18 protein-coding genes are annotated in these 20,423 nt (G+C 69.7%); 14 read left to right on the top strand and 4 right to left on the bottom strand.

Features of this window, described 5'->3' with window-relative positions; genetic code table 11:
• Window positions 1-2: 2 nt before the first annotated feature.
• The 4 genes from OG520_RS11980 (at window position 3) to OG520_RS11965 (ending at window position 3,899) form a co-directional block, all read left to right on the top strand.
• Entirely contained in the window at window positions 3-1,217 is a 1,215-nt protein-coding gene (locus tag OG520_RS11980) for an ABC transporter ATP-binding protein (protein ID WP_406016467.1), read from the top strand.
• 18 nt (window positions 1,218-1,235) lie between these two features.
• Window positions 1,236-1,907 carry a trimeric intracellular cation channel family protein gene (locus OG520_RS11975; RefSeq protein ID WP_389983426.1) on the top strand — a complete coding sequence of 224 codons (672 nt, stop codon included), beginning with the start codon at window positions 1,236-1,238 and terminating at the stop codon, window positions 1,905-1,907.
• Between the two features lie 66 nt (window positions 1,908-1,973).
• Window positions 1,974-2,840 (top strand): thioesterase family protein, encoded by an 867-nt coding sequence (locus tag OG520_RS11970; protein ID WP_399334421.1) that lies wholly within the window; start codon window positions 1,974-1,976, stop codon window positions 2,838-2,840.
• Window positions 2,841-2,891: 51 nt separating this feature from the next.
• Window positions 2,892-3,899, top strand: a complete 1,008-nt coding sequence (locus OG520_RS11965) for a helix-turn-helix transcriptional regulator (protein ID WP_406013156.1) — start codon at window positions 2,892-2,894, stop codon at window positions 3,897-3,899.
• Here the strand turns inward: OG520_RS11965 and OG520_RS11960 are convergent.
• Complete coding sequence (locus tag OG520_RS11960) at window positions 3,896-4,537, bottom strand: TetR family transcriptional regulator (protein WP_406013155.1); 642 nt, start codon at window positions 4,535-4,537, stop codon at window positions 3,896-3,898. The genes OG520_RS11965 and OG520_RS11960 overlap by 4 nt on opposite strands.
• A gap of 117 nt (window positions 4,538-4,654) precedes the next feature.
• Here OG520_RS11960 and OG520_RS11955 point away from each other — a divergent pair, with 117 nt between their 5' ends.
• The 3 genes from OG520_RS11955 to OG520_RS11945 all read left to right on the top strand — a co-directional run bounded on the left by OG520_RS11955 (window position 4,655) and on the right by OG520_RS11945 (window position 6,482).
• Window positions 4,655-4,816, top strand: coding sequence for a hypothetical protein (locus tag OG520_RS11955; RefSeq protein WP_399334435.1), 162 nt, complete (start codon window positions 4,655-4,657; stop codon window positions 4,814-4,816).
• 49 nt (window positions 4,817-4,865) lie between these two features.
• Window positions 4,866-5,228 (top strand): DUF4190 domain-containing protein, encoded by a 363-nt coding sequence (locus OG520_RS11950; RefSeq protein WP_406013154.1) that lies wholly within the window; start codon window positions 4,866-4,868, stop codon window positions 5,226-5,228.
• Window positions 5,229-5,312: 84 nt separating this feature from the next.
• Window positions 5,313-6,482 carry a cysteine desulfurase family protein gene (locus tag OG520_RS11945; RefSeq protein ID WP_406013153.1) on the top strand — a complete coding sequence of 390 codons (1,170 nt, stop codon included), beginning with the start codon at window positions 5,313-5,315 and terminating at the stop codon, window positions 6,480-6,482.
• A gap of 65 nt (window positions 6,483-6,547) precedes the next feature.
• Here the strand turns inward: OG520_RS11945 and OG520_RS11940 are convergent, their stop codons facing one another.
• Window positions 6,548-7,228 (bottom strand): N-acetylmuramoyl-L-alanine amidase, encoded by a 681-nt coding sequence (locus OG520_RS11940; RefSeq protein WP_406016466.1) that lies wholly within the window; start codon window positions 7,226-7,228, stop codon window positions 6,548-6,550.
• Between the two features lie 61 nt (window positions 7,229-7,289).
• On the opposite strand from OG520_RS11940, the gene mnmA reads away from it, so the two are divergent.
• The 4 genes from mnmA (at window position 7,290) to OG520_RS11920 (ending at window position 13,959) form a co-directional block, all read left to right on the top strand.
• Window positions 7,290-8,417: a tRNA 2-thiouridine(34) synthase MnmA gene (gene mnmA / locus OG520_RS11935; RefSeq protein ID WP_317862857.1), complete on the top strand. Its 1,128-nt coding sequence runs from the start codon at window positions 7,290-7,292 to the stop codon at window positions 8,415-8,417.
• A gap of 112 nt (window positions 8,418-8,529) precedes the next feature.
• Window positions 8,530-9,798 carry an AAA family ATPase gene (locus OG520_RS11930; protein WP_317862855.1) on the top strand — a complete coding sequence of 423 codons (1,269 nt, stop codon included), beginning with the start codon at window positions 8,530-8,532 and terminating at the stop codon, window positions 9,796-9,798.
• Window positions 9,795-10,625, top strand: a complete 831-nt coding sequence (locus tag OG520_RS11925) for an RloB family protein (protein WP_317862854.1) — start codon at window positions 9,795-9,797, stop codon at window positions 10,623-10,625. Before OG520_RS11930 ends, OG520_RS11925 begins: the two co-directional genes overlap by 4 nt.
• 109 nt (window positions 10,626-10,734) lie before the next feature.
• Window positions 10,735-13,959: an N-6 DNA methylase gene (locus OG520_RS11920; protein WP_406013152.1), complete on the top strand. Its 3,225-nt coding sequence runs from the start codon at window positions 10,735-10,737 to the stop codon at window positions 13,957-13,959.
• A 66-nt stretch (window positions 13,960-14,025) separates the two neighbouring features.
• Here OG520_RS11920 and OG520_RS11915 read toward each other — a convergent pair whose 3' ends face one another.
• Window positions 14,026-14,235 carry a DUF397 domain-containing protein gene (locus OG520_RS11915; protein WP_401988167.1) on the bottom strand — a complete coding sequence of 70 codons (210 nt, stop codon included), beginning with the start codon at window positions 14,233-14,235 and terminating at the stop codon, window positions 14,026-14,028.
• Window positions 14,236-14,238: 3 nt separating this feature from the next.
• Window positions 14,239-15,093: a helix-turn-helix domain-containing protein gene (locus OG520_RS11910; protein WP_401988166.1), complete on the bottom strand. Its 855-nt coding sequence runs from the start codon at window positions 15,091-15,093 to the stop codon at window positions 14,239-14,241.
• 303 nt (window positions 15,094-15,396) lie between these two features.
• Between OG520_RS11910 and OG520_RS11905 the strand changes: the two genes are divergently transcribed.
• The 3 genes from OG520_RS11905 to OG520_RS11895 all read left to right on the top strand — a co-directional run bounded on the left by OG520_RS11905 (window position 15,397) and on the right by OG520_RS11895 (window position 20,352).
• Window positions 15,397-15,885 (top strand): ATP-binding protein, encoded by a 489-nt coding sequence (locus OG520_RS11905; protein WP_406013151.1) that lies wholly within the window; start codon window positions 15,397-15,399, stop codon window positions 15,883-15,885.
• A 126-nt stretch (window positions 15,886-16,011) separates the two neighbouring features.
• Complete coding sequence (locus OG520_RS11900; RefSeq protein WP_406013150.1) at window positions 16,012-19,569, top strand: type I restriction endonuclease subunit R; 3,558 nt, start codon at window positions 16,012-16,014, stop codon at window positions 19,567-19,569.
• Window positions 19,570-19,617: 48 nt separating this feature from the next.
• Window positions 19,618-20,352, top strand: a complete 735-nt coding sequence (locus tag OG520_RS11895) for a M48 family metallopeptidase (protein ID WP_406013149.1) — start codon at window positions 19,618-19,620, stop codon at window positions 20,350-20,352.
• Window positions 20,353-20,423: the final 71 nt, after the last annotated feature.

The raw sequence follows: 20,423 nt of genomic DNA, 5'->3' as shown, positions 1-20,423 counted from the left end.
GCGTGGACGTTCCCGCGCAGAGGTCTGCCGGGCACGGCGCGCCGGCCGGTGACACCGCCTCCCGCGAGGTGCTGCTCAGGGTGACCGGGCTGCAGAAGCACTTCCCCCTCAAGAAGGGGCTGCTGCAGCGCAACGCCGGTGCCGTGAAGGCCGTCGACGGGATCGACTTCGAGGTGCACTCGGGCGAGACCCTGGGCGTCGTCGGCGAGTCCGGCTGCGGGAAGTCGACGATGGGCCGGCTGATCACCCGGCTGCTCGAACCCACCGCGGGGAAGATCGAGTTCGAGGGCAGGGACATCACGCACCTCGGCGTGGGCGGCATGCGCCCGATGCGCCGGGACATGCAGATGATCTTCCAGGACCCGTACTCCTCGCTGAACCCCCGGCACACGATCGGCACGATCGTGGGTGCCCCCTTCAAGCTCCAGGGCGTCACGCCCGACGGCGGCGTCAAGAAGGAGGTGCAGCGGCTGCTGGAGGTCGTGGGCCTGAACCCCGAGCACTACAACCGCTACCCGCACGAGTTCTCCGGCGGTCAGCGTCAGCGCATCGGGATCGCCCGCGCGCTGGCGCTCAACCCGAAGCTGGTCGTGGCGGACGAGCCCGTGTCGGCGCTGGACGTCTCGATCCAGGCGCAGGTGGTGAACCTGCTCGACGACCTCCAGAGCGAGCTCGGCCTGACGTACGTGATCATCGCCCACGACCTGTCGGTCGTCCGGCACGTCTCGGACCGGATCGCGGTGATGTACCTCGGCAAGATCGTGGAGCTGGCCGACCGCGAGTCGCTCTACAAGGCGCCGATGCACCCGTACACGAAGGCGCTGCTCTCGGCGGTTCCGATCCCGGACCCGAAGCGCCGTGCCGCCAAGAGCGAGCGGATCCTGCTCAAGGGCGACGTGCCCTCGCCGATCTCGCCGCCCAGCGGCTGCCGCTTCCACACCCGGTGCTGGAAGGCGACGGAGGTCTGCAAGACGCAGGAGCCGCCGCTGGTCGCGCTGAAGACCGGGCACCAGGTGGCCTGCCACCACCCGGAGAACGCACCCGACCAGGTGCCCGGCGAGACGGTGACGGCGACGGCGCGCGAGGCGATCGAGATCGTCGAGGTGCGCAAGCCCGGGGCCGACGAAGCCGCTGCGGACGAAGCAGCGGCCGACGGGACCGCGGCCGAAGGCGGCACCGCCTCGCCCGATGCGCGGGAGGACAGCCCGAAGGAGTAGTACCGGCACAATTGCCCGGTGCTCAACGAACTGTTCACGCCCTCCGTCCAGCATGCGCTCGACATCGTCGGAATCTTCGTCTTCGCGATCTCCGGCGCTCTGCTCGCCGTACGCAAGAACTTCGATGTCTTCGGCATCGCGGTGCTCGCCGAGGTGACCGCGCTGGGCGGGGGGCTGTTCCGTGACATCGTCATCGGGGCGGTCCCGCCCGCGGCGTTCACGGATCTCGGCTACTTCACCACCCCGCTCCTCGCCGCCGTCCTGGTGTTCTTCCTGCACCCGCACGTCGAGCGGATCCAGGTGGGCGTCAATGTCTTCGACGCGGCGGGCCTCGGGCTGTTCTGCGTCACGGGCACGGTGAAGGCGTACGACTACGGTCTGGGCCTCACCGCGTCGGCGGCCCTGGGGCTCGCCACCGCGGTCGGCGGCGGTGTGCTGCGTGACGTACTGGCCAACGAGGTGCCCTCGCTGCTGCGCTGGGACCGCGACCTGTACGCGGTGCCCGCCATCGTCGGCGCCACGATGATCGTTCTGTGCATCCGTTTCGGGATGCTCAACGCGTTCACCAGCGGCACCGCCGTGATCGCGGCCTTCGTGCTGCGGCTGCTGTCCATGCGCTACCACTGGCGGGCCCCGCGCGCCTACAACCGGAAGTCCGCGACGGCTGAGGAGAGCTCCGCGACCACCTGAGCCCGCGTGGTGATGCCGGCTAAAAAAGCTACCGCTCAGTAATGGAATCGGTGTACGGTGCACCGCATGGCACAAGCAGCAGAGAAGGCGGCGCAGACCGGCCCCGCGACCATCGGGGACAGCGAGTTCGACCGCGACACCGCCGTCACCCTTCGAGAAGAGGGCGTCTACGACGCCGAGCTCTCCGCCGGATGGACGATCATCCGTGCCGTCAACGGCGGCTATCTGCTGGCCATGCTCGGCCGCGCGCTCGGCGAGGCCCTGCCGCACCCGGACCCCTTCTCCGTCTCCGCGCACTACCTCACCGCGTCCGTCCCCGGCCCCGCGGTCATCCGGACCCAGACCGTCCGTACCGGCCGCACGCTCTCCACCGGCCAGGCGTCCCTCTTCCAGTACGCGGAGGACGGCACCGAGGTCGAGCGCATCCGGGTCATCGCCACCTACGGCGACCTGGACGGCCTCTCCGACGAGGTCCGCACATCGGTGAAGCCGCCGGCCATCCCGCCGCTGGAGCACTGCCTCGGCCCGAGCGACGGCCCGGCCCCGATTCCCGGCAGCTCCGCCATCACCGAACGGCTCGACATCAGGCTCGACCCGGCGACGATCGGCTGGGCCATCGGGCAGCCGTCCGGCAAGGGTGAGATGCGCGGCTGGTTCGGCCTCGCGGACGGCCGCGACGCCGACCCGCTCTCGCTGCTGCTCGCCGTCGACGCACTGCCGCCCACCTCGTTCGAGCTGGGCCTCAAGGGCTGGACGCCGACCATCGAGCTCACCACCCACATCCGCTGCCGCCCCGCCCCCGGCCCGCTGCGTGTCTCCATCACCACCCGCAATCTCGCGGGCGGCTTCCTGGAGGAGGACGCGGACGTCTGGGACAGCGCGGACCGGCTGGTGGCCCAGTCCCGCCAGCTGGCGCGCGCAGCGCGCCCCTGACGGCCGGGAACGGGGTCGGGGCAGGGGGCGGAGCCGGGGGAAGCTGGTCAGGTGAAATCCGACCGGCTGCTCTCCATCCTCCTGCTGCTCCAGACGCGCGGCCTGGTGCCCGCCACCGAGCTCGCCGAGCGCTTCGAAGTCTCCGTACGCACCATCTACCGGGACATCGAGGCGCTCTCCGCCTCCGGCGTCCCGGTCTACGCCGAGCGCGGGCGGCACGGCGGCATCGCGCTGCTGCCGGGATTCCGTACGGATGTCACCGGGCTCACCGCCGACGAGGCGCGCGCCCTCTTCGTCCTCGCCGCCGAGGGCGCCCACGCCGCGCTCGGCCTCGACGCGGCGCTCGGGTCCGCGCTGCGCAAGGTGATGGCCGCCCTGCCCGAACCGCACCGGCCCGCCGCCGAACTGACCAGCAGACGGATCCTGGTCGACCCGGTGCGCTGGATGAGCGGCCCGCAGCCGGCCGTCGATGTGGCCGAACTGCACGATGCCGTCTTCGCCGACCGGCGATTGCGGCTGAGCTACCGCCACAGCGGTACGAGTGACCCGCGCACCTACACCGTCGATCCGTACGGCCTCGTCGTGAAGGCGGGCGTCTGGTACCTGGTCGCGGACCGGGACGGGGTACCCAGGCTCTTCAGGGCCGACCGGGTGCGGCGGGCCACCCTCACGGACGAACCGGTCGTGCGCAGGCCCGGGGCGGAGCTCGCGGACCTGTGGGACGCGCTGCGCAAGCAGGTCGAGGAACGGCCCGGACGGGTACGGCTGCGGGTGCGCGTGCACCGTTCCCGGCTCGATCTGTTCGTACGCCTGCACGGCGGCGCGCTGACGGGGGAGCCGCGGCCCGAGAAGGGCGGGGAGTGCCGCGACCGGGTGCCGGGCGAGGAGAGCGGGGAGTGGCTGCGGGCCGAGCTGGCTGTCGACTCGGTCGAGTGGGCCCGCGCCCTGCTCTCCTTCGGCCCGAACGTCGAAGTGCTCTCGCCGCCCGAGGCACGGGAGATCCTGCTCCGCCACGCGGCGGCGGTCGTGGAGCTGTACGGGGAGGCGGGCGCGCCCTAGCGGGTTTCGGTGTCGCTCGTGTCGTCCAGCCAGTGCAGCCTGCCGAGGGTGACCAGCCTCAGTCGGCGACGGGCCACCCCGGCCACCTCCTGCGCGCCGCCCGGCCCCGCGTCCAGCAGGGCCGAGGCCGTGATCACCATGTGGTCGACATAGAGGCCGCCCAGCATCAGCAGGTCCTCCTCGCTCCAGCCCCGGGACTGCGGCTCCTCGGCGAGCGCCGCCGCCACCTCCTCGGCGAACCGCCGCAGTTGGGTCGCTATGGCCTCGCGGACCGGTCCGACGCCGCCGTGCCGTTCGCGGGCGATGAAGCGGAAGTGGGCCGGCTGTTCACCGACATGACGCATGATCAGGTCGATGCTGCGGTCCAGGCGTTCCTCGCTGTCACCGGTCTCGGCGAGCGTCGCGCCGATCATTCCGTGCAGGCTGCCCAGCGCCTCCTCGACGAGCGCCACACCGAGCGCCGCCGTGTCGTCGAAGTGCCGGTAGAAGGCGGTGGGCGTGACGCCCGCGGCCCGGGTCACCTCGCGCAGCCCGAGGCTGCTGAGGCTCTGGTGCTCCAGGAGTCCGAGCGCGGCATCCAGCAGTGCCTGACGGGTTCTCAGCTTCTGGGTCTGGCGGATGCCGGCGGTGTGACTCATGCCATTCAGTAAACAACTGTTCTCCGGGGCGGGGAAGTGCCGAACGAGTCTAGACTGACAAGTCAGTGAACAGTCGTACTCTCAAATGCTCCTGGAGAGCTCGCAGAAAGGCTGAACATGATCGTCCTCGTCGCCGCCCTGCTCCTGCTCGGGGTCGTGCTCGGAGCGGTGGTCCAGATTCCGCTGCCGCTGACCTTCGCGCTCGCCGCCGTGATCGGCTGCTGGCTGCTGATCTTCGCCGTAAGGGAGCGGACCGGTGCGCAGCGCCGTTCGCGCTGACCGCCGTTCCGCGCGTCCCCTCGACCACCGATTCGAAGGAGCAGGCACCATGACACTCACCGCATCAGTCCACCGTCCCGAAGCGGATGACGAGACGGCCGCCGAGGTCGGAGCCGGGCTCGGCTCCGAGCCTGTGGCCGGCGCCGAAGCCCGCCCCGGCAGTCGCGGGGACCGGACCCGGGATGCCGACGGGCTGGCCGTCGCCTCGTTCGTGCTCGGGCTCGTCGGTCTGCTGGTGATGAACATCCTGCTCGGCCCGGCCGCGATCGTCATGGCGACCATCGCCCTGGTGCGTTCCACCTCCCGCCGGGGCCGTGCCTGCCTGGGGCTCGCACTCGGCATCGCCGACCTCGTGGTGCTGGCCTTCCTGGTCACCGGCTCCGGCACCATCTCCTGGAACTTCGCAGGCTGACCGGGTGCCGTGACCGGTGCGCGGGGACCGGGCCGCGATGCGCCCGCCGTACGCCCCGCCGGGGCTCGTAGAATCGAGCCCACCATGGCATACCTCGACCACGCCGCGACCACGCCGATGCTTCCTGAAGCGATCGAGGCGATGACCGCCCAGCTCGCCGCCACCGGTAACGCGTCCTCACTGCACGCCGCCGGGCGCCGGGCCCGTCGTACCGTCGAGGAGTCGAGAGAGACCCTCGCCGATGCCCTCGGGGCACGCCCCAGCGAGGTGGTCTTCACCTCCGGCGGCACCGAGGCCGACAACCTCGCCGTGAAGGGCCTGTACTGGGCCCGCCGCGATGCCGACCCCCGCCGCACCCGGGTGCTGGCCAGCCCGGTCGAGCACCACGCGGTGCTGGACGCCGTCGACTGGCTCGCCGAGCACGAGGGCGCGAACGTCGAATACCTCCCCGTCGACCGGCACGGACGCGTCCACCCGGACGTCCTGCGCGAGGCGATCCTCCGCGACCCCGGCGACGTCGCGCTGGTCACCGTGATGTGGGCCAACAACGAGATCGGCACCATCATGCCGGTACGCGAACTGGCCGCCGTGGCCCGTGAGTTCGATGTGCCGATGCATGCGGACGCGGTGCAGGCGTTCGGGCAGCTGGAAGTCGACTTCGCCCGGTCCGGGCTGGCCGCGATGACGGTCAGCGCGCACAAGATCGGCGGACCGTTCGGCATCGGCGCGCTCCTGCTCGGCCGCGAACACACCCCCGTACCCGTGCTCCACGGCGGCGGCCAGGAGCGGCACGTCCGCTCGGGCACCCTCGATGTGCCCGCCATCGCCGCCTTCGCCCTCGCGGGGCGGCTGGCCGCCGACGGGCGCGAGGAGTTCGCCCGCGAGATCGGCGGGCTCCGCGACGAGCTGGTCGCGGCCGTGCTGGCGGCCGTGCCCGACGCCGTCCTCGGCGGCGATCCGGACCCCGGCGGCCGGCTCCCCGCCAACGCCCACTTCACCTTCCCCGGCTGCGAGGGCGATTCCCTGCTCCTGCTGCTGGACGCCCAGGGCATCGAATGCTCCACCGGCTCCGCCTGCACCGCCGGGATCGCCCAGCCGAGCCACGTACTGCTGGCCACCGGCACCGCCCCGGACCTGGCCCGCGGCACCCTCCGCTTCTCGCTCGGCCACACGTCCACCAAGCAGGACATCGACGAGGTGGCCCGCGCGATCGGACCGGCGGTGGAGCGGGCGCGCACGGCGGGACTCAGCTGAAACCGGTGCATCCGGGCCCGTCCGGCGATCGGGCGGGCCCCGCGGTCACCGTGTGTGCCCCGCGGTCACCGCGTGTGCGCCGCGCGGACCAGCTTCAGATACCGGTCCCAGTCCCAGTGCTTGCCCGGATCGGTGTGGTCCGTGCCCGGCACCTCCGCATGCCCGATGATGTGCTCCCGGTCCACCGGCATCCCGTACCGCCCGCAGATCGCCGCCGTGAGCCGCGCCGAGGCCCCGTACATCGCCGCCGTGAAGTCCTGCGGCCGGTCCACGAAGCCCTCGTGCTCTATGCCGACGCTGCGCTCGTTGAACGACCTGTTTCCTGCGTGGAACGCCACATCCAGCTCACGGATCATCTGCGTCACATGGCCGTCCTTGCGCACCACGTAGTGCGCCGCCGCTCCGTGCCCCGGGTCCTGGAAGACCTTGACCGCGCCCTGGTAGCTGCCCTGGGTGACATGGATGACGACCCGGTCGACGGTGTAGTCGTCGGGGCGGTCGGCCTTCCGCCAGTTCGCCGACGAGGCCGATATCCACTGGGCCCGCGCATAATCCACCTCGCCGGGCTTGCGGGGCTTGTCCACCCCCGGCAGCCGCCACCAGGCGTGCTCCAGCTCCTCCCGCGCCAGCGCGGCGGTGCCCACGGCCATGACCGCGGCGCCGATCAGCAGCCCGCGCCGGCTGATGCCGTGCCCGGACTTCGCGCCCCCGGAGCCCTTGGCGCCCGATGTCCCCTTGGTCCCCATGTGAGCCACAACGCATATCCGAGAGCGTTCGGTTCCCGGCGCCCCGTACTCTGGTGGGGCTATGACTGAGACTTCCCAGCGCCCCCTCCGTGTGCTCGCCGCCATGTCGGGCGGTGTCGACTCCGCCGTCGCCGCGGCCCGCGCCGCCGAGGCGGGCCACGACGTGACCGGTGTGCACCTCGCCCTCTCCGCCAACCCGCAGTCCTTCCGTACCGGGGCGCGTGGCTGTTGCACGATCGAGGACTCCCGCGACGCCCGCCGCGCGGCGGACGTCATCGGCATCCCGTTCTACGTCTGGGACCTGGCGGAACGCTTCCGCGAGGACGTCGTGGACGACTTCATCGCCGAGTACGAGGCGGGCCGCACGCCCAACCCGTGCCTGCGCTGCAACGAGAAGATCAAGTTCGCCGCGCTGCTCGACAAGGCCCTGGCGCTCGGCTTCGACGCCGTGTGCACCGGCCACTACGCCACCGTCGTACTGAACGAGGACGGCAGCCGCGAGCTGCACCGCGCCTCCGACATGGCCAAGGACCAGTCGTACGTCCTCGGCGTCCTGGACGAGAAGCAGCTCGCCCATGCGATGTTCCCGCTCGGTGACACCCTCACCACCAAGGACGAGATCCGTGCCGAGGCCGAGCGCCGGGGCCTCGCCGTCGCCAAGAAGCCCGACAGCCACGACATCTGCTTCATCGCCGACGGCGACACCCAGGGCTTCCTGGCGAGCCGGCTCGGCACGGCCGAGGGCGACATCGTCGACGAGTCGGGTACGAAGGTCGGCACCCACGAGGGCGCCTTCGGCTTCACCATCGGCCAGCGCAAGGGCCTGCGCATCGGCCACCCCGCCCCCGACGGCAAGCCGCGCTACGTCCTGGACATCTCCCCGGTGAACAACACGGTGACGGTCGGCCCGGTCGAGGCCCTCGACGTCACCGCACTCACCGCCATCAAGCCCCGCTGGTGCGGCACGGCCCCGGCCGGCCCCGGCACCTACACCGCCCAGCTCCGCGCCCACGGCGGCGAGACCGAGGTGACGGCGGAACTGGTCGACGGGACGCTGAACGTCACCTTCACCGAGCCGGTACGCGGCGTGGCCCCCGGCCAGGCGGTCGTGCTGTACGACGGCACCCGGGTGGTCGGCTCGGCGACTATCGCGACGACGGTCCGGCGGGAGCGGGCCGCCGCGAGCTGAGCGGTCGGGGCTGGCACGGCCGGTGCCGGCGTCATAGGCTGCACATGCGGATCGTCCGCATGCGGTGTACGTACGACGGGGCCAGCCTCCCCGTCCTGTCGGGAGGCCGAGGGTGCTACTGCGTTTCCGGGTGGCCAATCACCGCTCGATCCGCGGTGAGTGCGAGCTGTCGCTCATCGGACCGGATCACGGTGACGGCAACGCCCGAGTGACCGGACTCCGCCACGACGGGCACAACGTGTCGGCTCTGCCGGTGCTGGGCATCTTCGGCTCCAACGCTGCGGGCAAGAGCAATATGCTCGGTGCGCTGTCCGACATGCGTCATGCGGTTCGCACATCGTTCGCCGACTGGACGAAGTCGCCCGGTGTGCCCCGCGAGCCCTTCAAGCTCGATCCCGCGTGTGCGGAAGAGACCAGTTTGTACGAGGTCGATCTCTCCCTCGGCCGCAGCAGCACCCGGTTCACCTACGGCTTCGAGCTCTCGGACGACCGCGTCGAGGCCGAATGGCTGCACGCCTACCCCGGGGGCAAGCGGGAGACCTGGTTCGACCGGGAAGCGGGCCGGCCCGATGCGGAGGGCGGGGAGTTCGTCTTCGAGGGCGAGGGCTTCAAGGGGAATCGCGAGCTCCTGGTGTCCGTCACCCGCGAGGACGCCCTGTTCCTGTCCACCGCCGCCACCCTGAACGACCCCCAACTCTCCGCACTGCACCGCTGGTTCCTGGACAACCTGTGGCTGGTGACACCCGGCGAGGACGTCGGGCATCGCACCAGGTGGACCCTGGACCTCATCGAGCAGAACGCGAAGGACGGGTACCGCGAGCGGGTCCTGCACCTGCTGGCCGCCGCCGACATCGGTGTCACCGGCATGGACGTCGACCCGGAGACCGGGGCGGTCAGGCTGCGGCACCGCACGGGGGACGGAACCGATACCCCGCTGGACTTCCTCACCGAGGAGTCCTTCGGCACGCATGCCTGGTTCGCCTTCCTCGGGCCTATGTTCACCGTGCTCGACAAGGGGGCGGTGCTGCTCGTGGACGAGCTGGACTCCTCCTTGCACCCGACGTTGGCGGCGGAAGTCGTACGGATCTTCCAGGACCCGAAGGCCAACCCGCGCAACGCGCAGCTGATCTTCACCACGCACGATGCCACCCTCCTCGGCAGCGAAGTGCTGGACCGCCCGCTCGCCCGCGAGCAGGTCTGGATCGCGGCCAAGGACCGGTCGGGCGCGACGGAGATCTACCCGCTTACCGCCGCCCACCCGAAGGACGGCGAGAATCTGGAGCGTGGCTATCTGCGCGGGCGCTACGGCGGGGTGCCCCGAGTCAGCGCGGGGGAGATCGCCCGCGAACTGTCCTGGCAGGAGGAGAAGGCAACAGCGTGAGTACGCGGGGTGGGCAGCAGGGACAGCACGGTGCCGAGGGGCAGGCGGACGAGCCGCCCCGGCGGAAGCGGAAGAGCCGCAAGGACGAGGAGAAGCCCCTCGTGGCCCCCGCGCCACCGCCTCCGGCCGATACGCGGGCGCAACGGGTGCTGTATGTCGGCTGCGAGGGCGAGTCCACCGAGCCGGACTACCTCAACTACCTGAACGAACGATTCGGGGACGGCAGCCTCACCGGCGGACGACGGTTCCGGATCCAGCCGGTATACGCCAAGAACGGACTGACCCCGGCCAGGGTGGTCGCCCAGGTTCAGGCCAAGGCAGAGGAGGACGAGGCCTGGGCCCTCTTCGACCGGGACCAGCACCACGACATCCCCGAGGCCCTGCGCCTGGCGGCCGAGCAGGGCACCGAGGTCTGCTTCTCCCACCCCTCGTTCGACCTATGGCTGCTGCTCCATTTCCAGGCGTTCGGTGGCAAGCGCAGCGGCAGCAGCGAACACGTGGTGGACACGCTGCGGCAGGCGGACCCGGCCTTCAAGAACTTCGACAAACGGAACGACAAGAGCGTCAAGGACGGGCGTCGCGCGGCGTTGACGAAGAAGGAGTCCGCCGCCGTCAGCCATGCGCGGAGCCTGGTCGCCCAGTGCGAGCATGGCACATGCAAGGCGAAGTCCACCCGGAAGGATCGCTACCAGTGGGAAGGCGCTCCGGAGCGCCCCGATCCACTGATCCCGCACTCGGGCCACGCCGTGGACTGCCCGGTCCTCGACCGTGACCCGTCCACCGATGTCTGGCGGCTGCTGGTGAGTCTCGAAATCGTGGACGCCTGATCGCTCGGAAGGCCGCCCGATCCGGTCATCGGTCCGCACCAGATCCATGGGACGTCTACGCTTCCCTGAGCATCCCGATCCCCTCACCGTACGTACGAAGGAATGGCGCGTGGCCAGAATCACCCTGCCCGAGCTCGAACGGCACCTGTATTCGGCCGCCGACATCCTGCGCGGTCGGATGGACGCCTCCGAGTACCGGGACTACATCTTCGGGATGCTCTTCCTGAAGCGCGCCTCGGACGAGTTCCAGCCGGAGTGGGAGCGGGTGTACCGGGAGCACCTGGACCGGACGAAGGACGAGACGAAGGCGCTGAAGCGGGCCAACGACCCGGACTCGTACGCCGAGGTCTTCTACGTGCCGCCCCGGGCACGCTGGTGGAAAGGGCCCCACCGCGACCTGGAGCACCCGGAGAACCCCGCGCCCGGCATCCAGACCCTCACCGACAAGGTCGGTGAGCGCCTCGATCAGGCGATGGTCGCGCTCAGCGAGGGCAACGAGCGTCTGGCCGGCGTCACCACCCACATCAGCTTCAACGAGATCATCGGTACGAAGCCCCGCTTCACCGATGCCGAACTGGCCCAGCTGATCCGCCACTTCACGCTCTACCGGCTGCGCAACGAGGACTTCGAGTTCCCCGACATGCTGGGCGCGGCCTACGAGTTCCTGCTGGGGGAGTTCGCCGACTCGGCCGGGCAGAAGGGCGGGGAGTTCTACACCCCGCGCGCTGTCGTACGCATGATGGTCCGGCTCGTCGACCCGAAGGCCCAGGAGTCCGTCTACGACCCGTGCGCCGGCTCCGGCGGCATGCTGATCGCGGCCCGCGAGCATGTGGAGGAGCACGGCGAGGACCCGACGCACCTCTCGGTCAACGGCCAGGACAAGAACGGCCCCTCCTGGTCCATGGCCAGCATGAACATGGTGTTGCACGGCATCCGGCAGTTCAACCTCCAGCACGGTGACACCCTCACCGAACCGCTGCACTTCCAGCCGGGCACCACGCAACTGCGCCGGTTCACCAAGGTCCTTTCCAACCCGCCGTTCTCCCTGAACTACGACGCCTCCCTGGTCGCCGAGGCCGACAAGAACCACGGGAAGCGGATGAAGCACTGGGCGCCGGAGGGCGGCAAGAAAGCCGACCTCATGTTCGTCCAGCACATGGTGGCCGTGCTGGAGGAGGAGGGCGTCGCGGCGATCGTCATGCCGCACGGGGTGCTGTTCCGGGGCGGTAAGGAACGAGACATCCGCGAGCAGCTCCTCAAGGACGACTGCATCGAGGCGGTGATCGGCCTCGGCCCGAACCTGTTCTACGGAACGGGCATCCCGGCCTGTGTGCTGGTGCTCCGCCGCCCGCACCGCAAGCGTGCCAAGCGGGTGGGCAAGGTTCTGTTCATCAACGCCGACCGGGACTTCACGGCGGGCCGGAACCAGAACGAACTCCGCCCGGAACACGTCGAGAAGATCGTCACCACGTACCAGCAGTGGCGCCAGATCCCCCGGTACTCGCGTGAGGTCGAGGTCGAGGACCTGCAGGCTGCCGAGGCCAATCTCAACATCCGCCGCTGGGTGGACAACTCGCCGCCCGCCGAACCCCAGGACGTACGGGCGCACCTGTACGGCGGCGTACCGGTGGCCGAGGTCGCGGACCGGGCCGAGCTGTTCCGCTCGTTCGGTGTGGACGCGACGGAGCTGTTCGCCGTCCGGGACGCCGACCCGGACTACTACGACTTCCTGCCGGAGGGCCCCGACGCGACGGCGGCCCGCATCCCGTGGCTGGCGGAGAAGAAGAAGTCGGAGCTGGACGAGGTGTACGCCACGTGGTGGAAGGCCCACGCGCCGCTCTTCGCGGGGCTCGCGGCGGACCGTGAGCTGATGAAGCTGCGGAGCGGGCTCCTGGACTCGTTCAAGCGGGACATCGGCGCCGTCGGCGTGATCGACGAGTTCACCACGGCCGGCATCATCGCCGACTGGTGGGCCACCAACCGCTACGACATGAAGGCGTTGGCGGCGGGCGGATTCGAGCGGGTGCTGACCGGCTGGGTCGACTCGGTCCAAGCGATCGTCGAGCCGGTGATCCCCGGCGACGACACCGCGACCCGCAAGAAGACGACGGTCACGTCCACCGACCGCCGACGTGCCATGGACCAGCCGGTCGTGCGGGTGCTGATCCCGGAGTTCCTGGACGCGGTGGCGTTGGCGGACAAGGCGGTCACCGAGGCCGACGTGGCGTACAAGACGGCGTTGGAGGCGCTTGCCGAGGCGGAGGGGCCGGAGCCGACGGACGAGGACGCTGAGGCGGACGAGGCTGCGGAGGGCGCGGACGGCGCCGAGCCGGAGGAGGACGCTGCTCCGGTGGCCTCGGCAGAGAAGATCGCCGCACTGACCCGCGACGTCACCGCGTGCAAGAAGGCTCTGGCGGCGGCCAGGAAGAAGCGGAAGGCCCTGGACGAGGTGTTCCTACGCCAGCTGCGGGCCGCGCGGGACGTGGTGAGAGACGCGGAGGAGGACGGTCCGGAACGGGTGGTGCTGGAGGTCCTGGACGCGGACCTGTCCGGCCGCCTGGACTCGGCTACGGCGGGGCGGAGGCGCGAGCTGGTGGCGGCGTTCCGGAGGTGGGCGGAGAAGTACGCGGTGTCGCTGGAGGTCTTGGAAGCGGAGAGCGGGCCGACGGCAAGGGGAATGGGATGGTCCAACCTGACCGCGCGCGACTCGGAGCAGGCCTCTGGGGCCGGTTGGAGTTACATGCCGCTGGGGGAGGTGGCAACCGTGGCTGCTGGGGTCACACTCGGCTCCGAACCCGTCGGTGGCGGCACCGTTGAGTTGCCATATCTCCGAGTAGCCAATGTCCTGGACGGTCGTATTGACACTGCGGATCTGAAGACGGTTCGGATTCTCAAGTCGCAGTACGAACGGTTTGCTCTCCGGGAGGGGGACCTCCTCCTCACCGAAGGGGGAGACCTCGACAAGCTCGGCCGGGGGGCAGTTTGGGATGGCCGGATCGCCTCGTGTCTTCACCAGAACCATGTGTTCCGCGTCAGGTGCGGCGAGCGTATGTCACCAGACTTTCTGGCTTTGTACACGTCTTCGGCGGCGGGGCGCGCCTACTTCCAGAGGGTTGGCAAGCAGACCACAAACCTGGCCTCGATCAACTCAACCCAGGTGAAGCAGATGCCTGTTCCCGTCCCGCCTCTCGAAGAGCAGGAACGGCTGCTTGGTGTGATTCGTTCCGTTCGCGACAGGGTGGATTTGCTGGAGCGGCAGATCGCGAAGCTAGGCATGGTCCAACTGGGGATGGCTGGCGACGTGTTTAGTGGCATGGCGAGTGCGTTGGCGTGACGGTCAGTCCATCAATGACGTCGGACGCGCGACAGTTGCGACCCGGTGCAGCGGCGCGGCTCCAGGCTAGGGGAGCTGTGCGCCGACGGCGTCCTTCTTCACTTTCTGCACGAGTGCTCCCAGGGCAGCCCGGCTAATCACCAGGACGACACCGGGGCTCTCGCTCTCGCGCATTGCAACGCCTGCGTTCTTCACCGCGGCGACCTCAACGCAGTTGTTCCCCCCTGCGTCGGAGAACGACGACTTCACCCAGTGCAGGTCGGACACGTGAGACACCTCTTACAGCTCCTTGGCGACGGAGTGGATAAAGCCCTTGGACTCGGAAGGAGTCAACGCCACCTTTTCGACCAAGTCCAGCTTGGTGCGGAAGTTGGCCAGCTGCGTGGGGGAGTCGATGAACACCGCCCCGGTCGGTGAGTCCATCTGCACTGTGTCCAGGTGGTGGTTGGGAGCCTCTGCGTACAGGACGGAGGAGTCGCCGAGGAGCGGGTAGCCGCCCGCCGTGAACGGGATGACTTGGAGCGTCACGTTGGCGTGCTCGCTGGCATCCAACAAGTGCAGCAGTTGGGCGCGTGCAGCGCTGCGGCCACCGAGCTGCATCCTGATTGCGGCTTCGTGGATCACGCCGGAGTACGGGATCCCGTGATCCCCCGCGATCACGGACTGGCGGGCCATGCGGTGCGCCACCCGTAGTTCGACTTCGAGGCGGGGTAGCGACGGGACGAAGAGTTCGAAGATGGCGCGTGCATGGTCTTCCGTGTGGAACAGGCCGGGCAGATGCGCTGTCTGGACCGTGCGCAGGCGGACGGCGTAGTTCTCCAGGGCTGATACATCCAGAAAGCCCGGCGGGATCTTGCCTCGGTACTCCTCCCACCAGCCCGTCCTGCGTCCACCTGTAAGTGCCGCCAGTGCGTCGATCAGATCAGGTTCGTCGCATTCGTAGATGCTGCCCAGGCGCCGAAGGCGCTCCTCGCTGATGCCGAACCGCCCAGCCTCCACGTTGGAGATGACCGTCCGATCGGTCCCCAGCAGGCCTGCGGCCTCTGGTGCCGTCATGCCGGCAGCTTCTCGAAGCCGCCTCAACTCGATGCCGAATCGGCGCTGAAGGATGGTGGGGGCATGTCGTGGTGCCACGTGTCGTCCTCGTTCTCTGCTGGAGCCGCGCACAGTGTTTCCGGCGGAAACGTCGCGGTCCACCGAAATCGGGAAGTTAACCCTTCGGGGTGACTTGGTAGCACCGTTATGCATTCGACCTCTACTCTCTGGTGTGCGCCACTCGCTCACTGTTATCGACGGAAGTGCACCGACCCATCCTGCCCACCCGGGAGGCAGGCCCCGGACCGGCATTGCCACCGTCACTCGTGGTGCAACAACCGCAACCACCCCTGGCGCACGCCCACTTCACCCACCCACTCGCACGCACCCCAGGAGGTGCCCGTGAGGACCGAGCCCACCCCTTACGCCCCGCACGCCCCGTACGACGACACCCCGTACGCACTCCACCCCGCCCCCATCCCCTTCGCCGACCCCTGGAGCTACGAACTCGTCTTCCCCCGCGATCCGCGAGGCCCTCGCATCGCCCGCACCACCCTCCGGGCCGTCCTCGGCGCTCACGAACTGGCCGAACTCAGCTACCGCGCAGAGCTGTTGACCTCCGAGCTGACCACCAACTCCGTGCGGCACGCCCAGGGTCCCGCCGGTGTGCGGCTCCAGTGGCTGCACCCCGTGCTCAGAGTCAGCGTCTGGGACCTCAGCCCGGATCTGCCCAAGCCCTACAGGCCGGCCGTCGGCCCGGAGGCCGAAGCGGGGCGGGGCATGGCCATCCTCGAACTCGTCGCCGACCGCTGGGGTGGATGCGCCATAGGGGACGGAGAGTTGGGCTCGGGTGGCAAAACCATCTGGTTCGAACTGGCGCTCACCAGCTGACCGCTGCCCCTGCTCGGCCGCCCCGCCCTCCGCCCTGGCCGATCCGGTGCCCGCCGGTAGAGTTCCGCGTACACCCATACGGGTGCGGGTGGGACGTACGGTGACGGGCGCGCGGGGAGACCAGGCATGGGGCAGCCGGAGTACGACAAGACCGAGAAGCCGCTGACCAGTCAGCTGACCGCCATGGGGTGGACGCACCTCGAAGGCGGCCCGCCGCACGGCACGGTTACCGAGCCGGGCCCTTCCGGGCGGACGAGCTTCGAGCAGGTCGTCTACGCACAACGATTCCGGGCTGCGGTGGCCCGCATCAACCCTGGCCCCCACGGCAAGACATGGTTGTCCGACGCCCAGCTGAATCACCTCCTCGCCCGGGTCCAGGGCACGGCGCCGGGATTCGGAAGCCCGGGAAGGGGCGTCGCGGGCAACCTGGACGCGACCGATCTCCTGCGTAAGGGGATCAACTCCCGGACCGTCCCCGGCTGGACCAAGGGCAAGCCCGAACAAATCAGACTCGTCGACTGGGACGGTGAGTTCGAGAACGGCAACGACTTTCTCGCCGTCTCGCAGTTCCGGGTGGAACGCAAGAACGCCGCACCCGTCATCCCGGACATCGTCCTGTTCGTCAACGGTCTGCCCTGGGTCGTCATCGAGTGCAAGGCCCCCCTGGTGTCCGCCCGGCAGGAACAGCGCGCGGCGCTGGACGCGGCCGTCGAGCAGGTCATCGGCTACGCGGGCGTGGACGCGCCGGCGCCCGTCGCGGAGTTCGTACGCTTCGCCCAGGTGCTGATCGGAACGGACCGGGACCACGCCGAGCTCGGCACCGTCACCGCCGACTCGCTGCGCTTCGCGCCCTGGCGGACCACCCTGCCCGCCACCGAGGAGCAGGTACGCGAGGAGACCGGCAGGGGCAGCGGCACCGCGCTGAGCGACCAGGACATCCTGGTGGCCGGTGTGCTGAGACCGGCGCATCTGCTGTCCCTGGTCCGGGATTTCACCACCCAGGCCGGGAGCGGCCCGCGTACCGTCAAGATCATCGGCCGCTACCCGCAGTTCAAGGCCGTGCACAAACTGGCCCAGCGCCTGCTGGAACGGCGCAGGAAGATCGACGCCGGTGAGCCGGTCGACCAGCGGGGCGGAGTCGTCTGGCACACCCAGGGCTCCGGGAAGAGCCTCACCATGGCCTTCCTCGTGCGCCATCTCCGCAGCACACCTGGTCTCAAGGAACACAAGGTCGTCGTGGTGACGGACCGGCTCGACCTGGAGAAGCAGATCCGGGGGAGCCTCGCTGCGAGCAACCAGACGATCTACCGGGCCTCCAGCGTGGCGCAGGCGCGCGGCTACCTCGCGGTGGACGTGCCCGATCTTGTCCTCGTCACGTTGCAGAAGGCACGCAGGGATGACTCGGAGTACGACGGCCGCGAGGAGAAACTTCCTGGAGGGGACGACGGCGAAGGCTATCTGTACAACCGCGTTCAGAACCCGAGCCCGGACATCGTCGTCCTGATCGACGAGGCCCACAGGGGCCAGGACCAGTGGCAGCACGCGCGACTGCGCGCCATGCTGCCGAACGCCATGATGGTCGGCTTCACCGGAACCCCGATCCTCAGTGGCGACCGGAAGACCACCGAGGACATCTTCGGCCCCTTCGCCGACCTCTACACCCTGCGTGACGCCGAGCGGGACGGGGCCGTGGTTCCGGTGCGCTACGAGGCGTACAGCGTCCCGCTGGAAGTGATCGAGAAGGCGGCGCTGGACGCCGAGTTCGACGAGAAGGTGCCTGCCGACCCCAAGCAGCGCGAGCGCGTCCTGGGGAAGTTCGCGCGGCGCAAGGAGATCCTCGAAGCTCCCTCCGTGATCGAGGCGAAGGCCGACTACATGCTGCGGCACTGGGCGCGGAACGCGCTGCCCGACCGCTTCGGCGCCCAGCTCGCCGCTGTTTCCCGGCTTGCGGCGGTCCGATACAGGGACGCCCTCATCGCGGCACGGAACCGCCTGGTGGAGCAGATCGACGCCCTCGACCCGGAACTCGTACACGATCCGATGGCAGCCTTCGAGGCCGAAGGGGAGGAACGTGAGCTGCTGGACCTGGTCGCTCACCGGGACCTGCTCAGGTCCATCGAGGCCGCCGTGGTGATCTCCGAGGCCCAGCCGAACAGTGGGCGCAAGGACCCCGAGACATGGAAGTGCTGGACCTCGAAGTCCCACCAGGACGACTACATCGAGCGCTTCCAGAAGGGCATCGGCGACCCGCTCGCCGCTGCCGAGGATCCCGCGTGGAAAGTGTCCGCCCACGGGACCTCGGCGTCCGGACTGGGCACGCCCGGCGGAACGGGGGAGGTCTGGCACCCGGACGGCCGGCAGCCGGACCCGCCGGTGGCCGAGCGGGAGGAACCGGGCGAGGCGCCCATGGCCTTCCTGGTCGTGCAGTCGATGCTGCTCACCGGCTTCGACGCCCCCGTCGAGCAGGTGCTCTACCTCGATCGCGCGCTGTCCGGCGCGGGGCTGCTCCAGGCGGTCGCTCGTACCAACCGGCCGTACCGGGACAAGCGTTGGGGTCAGGTCGTCGACTTCATCGGGATCGGCCCGGAACTCGCCCGCTCGCTCGGGGAGTACGACAAGGCGCACCTGCGCGAGCTGTACGGCTACGACACGTCTGTCGATCACCTCGACAAGAAGGCGTTCACGGGCAACCAGCCGGTCCGGGACCGTCTGCTGCTCCAGGCCGATGTCGCGGCCGATGCCCTGCTCGCAGATCTGCGTACCCGCGTCTCCGAATTCCTGGACCGGGTGGGCGTCACCTCCCTCAAGGTGGAGGAACAGCGGGAGGACCTGCTGGCCGCGCTTGAGGACCCGCTGTTGCGCGCCGATTTCGACGAGCTCGCACGTGACTTCCTCACCGCCCTCAACGCCGTACTGCCACGACCTGAGGCCTTGGAGTACGAGGCGTTCGCCCGTCTGCTCGGCGAGGTCCAGTACCTGGCTCGCCGCCGATACCTCGACGGGCGCGACGACTTCAGCCCGCGCCGCTACGGTGCCAAGATCCGGCAGCTGATGGCGCGGCACCTGAAGGTGACGAAGATCGAGCAGCGGGTTCCGCCCGTCGACCTCACGGCCGCGGACTTCATGGAGCGGGTCAACGCCAACAGCGACCCGCGTGCCCGGGTCTCCTACATGACCGGTTCCGTCAAGGTGCGCATCGCGGCCGAGATCGGCTCCGACCGGGCTCGCTACACCCGCTTCAGCCGGCGTCTCGACGAGATCGTGCAGCAGATGCGGGACGACTTCGAGAAGGCCGCCGCCGAGCTCACCCAGCTGGTCGGCGACATGAACACGGACGGGGCCGAGGACACCGGTGCCGGCAGCGGACTCGACCCGTTGACCGAGCGGCCGGTCCACGGACTGCTCGTACAGGAGCTGGAGGAAGGTGCGCTGACCCTGCCGGGTGCCGACCTGATGGCAGCCGCCCGTGCCCTCACTGTGGAGATCGCCGGCCACGTGCGCTCACCGGACATCGTGCACCTGACGGACACCAGGGACCGGGTCCGCAAGCAACTTCGTGTCAGTCTGGAGAGGCACGTCTCCCTGGACTGGGAGGACACCGGCCCGCTTGCCGGGCTTCTGGTGGAACTGGCCGTCGAGCGCCGTGACGACTTCCTGCGGTACGGGGAACAGAACGGGCGCTGAGCAAGGGGCGCCCAGGGAATCCGTGCTGTCGGGTGGTAGGAATGCCCCGTGAGTACTCCCGTCCACCAGGCGATCGCGGCGCTCCCCGTGCCCGGGGAGTGGACGTGGCAGGTCGTCGTACGGCCCCGGCGTCGCACCCTGGGCATCGAGGTCGACGATGACGGGGATGTGCTGTTCGCCGTACCACCGGACGCCGACCCGGCCGCGGTCGCGCAGGCCGTACGGACCCGGCTGCCGCGCCTGGCGCGCGAGGTGCGGCGCAGGCGGACCAGACCGGACGAGCCGGTCAAGGAACTCGTCGGAGGCACCGGCTTCACCTATCTGGGGCGACGGCACCGGCTTAAGCTCCTGCCCCCGGGAGAAGTCGGCCGTGTGAGGCTGCACCGGGGGTGGCTGGAGCTGCCCCGGCCGCAGACGGCCGACGAAGGCGCACGCCGGATCGCTCGGTGGTACGAGACGCGCGGCAGCCGATGGCTCTCCGGGCGGCTGCCCTCGTACGCGTCACGCGTCGGGCTGCCGGCACCACAGGTCGAGGCATGTGATCTCGGGCCGAGATGGGGGGCCCTGCGCCAGGACGGTGCGATCACGGTTCACTGGGCGGTGTTGCAGTTGCCGCCGTCCTTGGTGGATCTCGTCCTGGTCCACGAACTCTGCCACCTGCGCGCGGCCGGTCACGGTGCGGCGTTCCGGCGAGAGATGCGACTCGTCCTGCCGGACGCGGATGCGCGGGAGAAGCAGTTCGCCGAGGCGGAGCCGGAGCTGTGGCGTGGGGCTGTGCGATGAGACACCTCGGGTAAAGGCGGCATCGCGACGCCCCGCGCATCCACGTCCGACCCCTGTACGGGCGTGGCCGC

The organism is Streptomyces sp. NBC_00984, assembly GCF_045162475.1.
Lineage (GTDB): Bacteria > Actinomycetota > Actinomycetes > Streptomycetales > Streptomycetaceae > Streptomyces.
This window is presented reverse-complemented; position numbering and strand designations above follow the sequence as displayed.

What these genes read in the sequence shown, in the direction of transcription:
- OG520_RS11970 (WP_399334421.1), top strand. Translation starts at nt 1,974, where the DNA reads ATGGCACAAGCAGCAGAGAAGGCGGCGCAGACCGGCCCCGCGACCATC.
- OG520_RS11960 (WP_406013155.1), bottom strand. Translation starts at nt 4,537, where the DNA reads ATGAGTCACACCGCCGGCATCCGCCAGACCCAGAAGCTGAGAACCCGT.
- OG520_RS11955 (WP_399334435.1), top strand. Translation starts at nt 4,655, where the DNA reads ATGATCGTCCTCGTCGCCGCCCTGCTCCTGCTCGGGGTCGTGCTCGGA.
- OG520_RS11950 (WP_406013154.1), top strand. Translation starts at nt 4,866, where the DNA reads ATGACACTCACCGCATCAGTCCACCGTCCCGAAGCGGATGACGAGACG.
- OG520_RS11945 (WP_406013153.1), top strand. Translation starts at nt 5,313, where the DNA reads ATGGCATACCTCGACCACGCCGCGACCACGCCGATGCTTCCTGAAGCG.
- OG520_RS11940 (WP_406016466.1), bottom strand. Translation starts at nt 7,228, where the DNA reads ATGGGGACCAAGGGGACATCGGGCGCCAAGGGCTCCGGGGGCGCGAAG.
- mnmA (WP_317862857.1), top strand. Translation starts at nt 7,290, where the DNA reads ATGACTGAGACTTCCCAGCGCCCCCTCCGTGTGCTCGCCGCCATGTCG.
- OG520_RS11900 (WP_406013150.1), top strand. Translation starts at nt 16,012, where the DNA reads ATGGGGCAGCCGGAGTACGACAAGACCGAGAAGCCGCTGACCAGTCAG.